Genomic DNA, 3,548 nt, shown 5'->3' with positions numbered 1-3,548 from the left:
TAGAGGAAGTTCTTGAACTTGAAGAACCTCTTCCTCTCCTCCTCGTCCTCCTGCGGGTCGCGGGTGACGGCCTTGAGGTGCCTGGCTATCTCGGGCATGCTCTTCCCGGCTGCGGCGCGGCTCTTGTCGATCACCATGCAGACCACGTCGCGCGAGATCCGGCTCTGGGAGTAAGGCTCGTAAACCGCCTCCCAGAAATCCTTCCCTCCGCCGATCTCTCTCATGATGCCGCCGGCTACCTCCTCGGTCAGCCTCTCCGAGGCGGGCGTGCCCTGGCCTCTCATGCCGTCCCTGATGGCCCGTCTGATGTCCTCGCCGGCTATCACCTTGCCGCTCCGGAAGAAGAGCGCCCTCAGGAGGATACTCCGCAGCTCCCTGATGTTCCCCTTGTAGTTGTGGCTGACCAGCGCCTCCTTGGCGTCCTTGGAAAGGGAGGGGGAGTCGTCGCGGCCCTCTTCCTCGCGGCTGCGGTAGGTCCGGTAGAGCTTGCCGAGGAAGTGGGTGGCGAGGTCGGGAATGTCCTCGCGCCGTTCGTTGAGCGACGGCACCACGACCGAGAGCTCGGTGAGACGGTGGTAGAGGTCTTCCCTGAAGTTCCCCAGCGCGATCTCCTTCTGCAGGTCCTTGTTGGTGGCGGCGACCAGCAACACGCGGCTGATCCGCTCCCGGTTCTCGCCCAGGCGCACGAAGCCGCCGTTATCGAGGAACCTTAGCAGCTGGACCTGGGTCTTCGGGTCGGCGTCTCCGATCTCGTCCAGGAAGACGATCCCGCCCCCGGCTTCTTCGATGATCCCCTTGCGGTCGCTGTAGGCGCCGGTGAAGGCCCCCTTGGAATGACCGAAGAGCTCGGAGTAGGTAAGCTCGCCGCTGTAGGCCGCTATGTTTGTCTTCTTGACCGGCAGCTCCCCGCCGGGATTGTCCTCGCGGTAGAGCTCGTTCAGCTTGTTGTAGAGGTTGTTGAAGAAGAATTCCTTCCCGGCGCCGGTCGGGCCCAGAACCAGGATCGAGGGGAGCCCGATGGTGGCCTCCTGCAGGATGTTCTTGTTCCACAGGGCGATCCTGTTAGACAGCGGCCTGGAGACGGTGTTGATGAAGGCCACGATCTCCTGGGCTTTCCGGCTGTTGCCGATGATGTTCCCCAGCCGGTAGGAGGAAACCTTCGGATCCTTGTAGGCGATATCGCTCTGCAGCCTGGTGACCTCGTGCTGCAGCCGCTCGATCCTCTGGATGTCGGAGATGTGCCGCGAGGTCAGCCGGTCGATGATCTGCAGGATCCTCTTGTGCTCCTCGGTGAAATACCCGTCCTGGAGGGAATTGAGGCAGATCACGGCGATGACCACGTCGTCGCTTATCACCGGGACCGCCATCTCGCTCTTGATCAGGTCGCTCATGGAACGGTGGAACCCGCCGTGCTCGCTGAAGTCCGCCACCTGGCCGATGATCTTCGGCTCCTTGGTCCAGGCCACCCATCCGGTCAGGCTCCGCTCTTCCGGTCGCAGATCCGGCCCCCCGATCTTGAAGGCGGGAATCTTCTTCTTGATCCATTCCTTGTTCTTGGCGCCGATGATGGTCCCTTCCTCGTTCTCGACCACCAGCCACTTTTCCCCCTCGCGCTCCTGCACGATGGCGATGCTCCCGGTATCGGCGCCGATTAATTCGGTGGCCTTGGAGAGGACCTTGGTCAGGAACTGGTGCAGACCCTCGTTGCGCTCCTGGAGGAGGTCGGAGATCTCCGAGAGGACCTTGATCTCCAGGTGCTCGCCGCCGACCTCGTTGATGACCCGCTCCACCATCTCCGCATGGGTCTGCAGGAGCCCCTTCTCGAAGTCGGTAAACCGGGTGAGCTCGCGGGTGAAGTAGTTCATGAGGCAGATCATCCGGCGGGACTCGGGCTCGTAGCGCGGAACCATGTACAGGGTCCGGAGCGCCATCTCCTCCGTGAGTGCCCGGCGCTGGATGGTCTGGTCGCAGAGGTCCTCGACGAAGAGGGGCTTCAGCAGCCGGTCATCGGTGATGATCCCCGCCTCGTTGACGTAGCGTGAGACCAGCGAACTCCCCTGCTTCAGGTCGATACCGCCGACGTTGTCGTATTGCGTTTTCAGCTCGGGATCTTCGGCGTGGCTGGCCAGCACCTCCATCGTCCCTTGGGCCGGTACCAGAACGGAAGCCAGTGTCAGGCCGTCGATGAGCCGCACCGCTGACCGTACCATGAACCCGGCCGCCTCCCTCTTCTTGTAGAGCTCGACCCGGCGGGCCAGCAGCAGCTGCTGGTGATACTTCCTCGCCTGGTCGACCTGTTCCCCGGCCTGGGTCAGGAAAGGGGTGATTCTCGATATCTGTTGCTGGGAGAGGGGAGGGCCGTCCAGGCAGGCGACCCCGATCGATTTGCCAAGGCTGGTTATCGGGAGGAGCGTCGTCCCGTCGATCCGGAAGCGGTGGGAAAATTCCCGATCCAGCGGGAGTCCGTCCTCGGCAGGATTGGCGAGCTGCGCGAGCTTTTGGGTGACGAAGGTGACCGACACCGCGCTTTCCTCAGAGATGATCGGGAAGGTTTCTTCCCGGATCTCGGCGGCGAAGTTGCCGGAGGAGTAGGCGCAGGAGAGGGCGCCACGTGTCAGGTCCTCGAGGTAGATGCGGACCCGCTCCTGCGAAGAGACGAGTTTCGCCCCCTCGCCCACCAGGTGGAGCATCTCATCCAGGTTTTCCTTTCCGAACGAGGCGATCCTCTCGCCGATCCTTGCCAGTTGCTCGTTTATCGCGGTCATGTAACCCTCTGAGTAGGTTTCTTACACACTGGGGCAGTTTAGGGAAAAAGGCTGACGGCGTCAACGGGGAAAAGGGAGTTTTGGAGAAATGGGACACAAGAAGAAGGGACAGAAGCAGAGGCAAAGCATCTTCCCAAGGAGTCCCTCCCTCAATGGCCAGAGACTTACCTGAATAACAAAAGGGGCTATAGCTTTAAGCTTAGCCCCTTCTTGGTTTTTAGATTTTGATTGTCTATCCCCACCCCAGAGAAGGGCCCCCCTATGCTGAAGCTGCCAAAATCATTCCATGGGAAGGGACTCGGGCCCCGGAGCATGGCCCCTATCTTACCCTGAGGTTGTACATCTTCACCTTCCCGAACCTGACAGCGATGCACCCGTTGATGGTGGACGAGCCGACGCTCGCGGAGAAGGCGCTGTCGTATCCCCCCTTGAGCGAGACGGTGATGTCCCGATCGAAGCGGGGCGACTCACCAAAGAGAACCCCCTGCAGCTGGATGACGTCACCGTCGGCGCAGAAGTTATAGGCGTCCTGGAGCTGGCTGTAGTAGTTCGTGCTGCTGCCGGAGACCTTGGCCGGGGGGAAGGTCCCCCCGGTATTCAGCAGCAGGTTACGTACCGCCAGGGCGCCCGTGGCGTCCACCGCCCGCACCGTGAAGGACGAGGTGCCGGGGAAGCTGGCCGTTCCCGAGAGGAGGCCGGAAGCGCTGCCGAGGGTCAGCCCGGCGATGAGAGAGCCGCGGGTGACCGACCACGAGTAAGGGGGGGTGCCGCCGGTGGCGGCCA

Annotated in this window: 2 protein-coding genes; both read right to left on the bottom strand. The window is 62.1% G+C overall.

Annotation, left to right across the window (positions count from 1 at the left end; translation table 11 throughout):
- A partial coding sequence (locus tag AC11W3_RS08430; protein ID WP_484092820.1) for a GPMC system transcriptional regulator occupies positions 1–2,765 on the bottom strand: 2,765 nt, incomplete at its 3' end.
- 319 nt (positions 2,766–3,084) lie between these two features.
- Positions 3,085–3,548: Ig domain-containing protein (locus AC11W3_RS08425; protein ID WP_484092819.1), on the bottom strand; the 464-nt coding region annotated here is incomplete at its 5' end.

The sequence above is a fragment of the Geomonas sp. genome, assembly GCF_056994735.1.
Note: the sequence above shows the minus strand (reverse complement) of the source record. Positions and strands in the feature narration are given on the sequence as shown.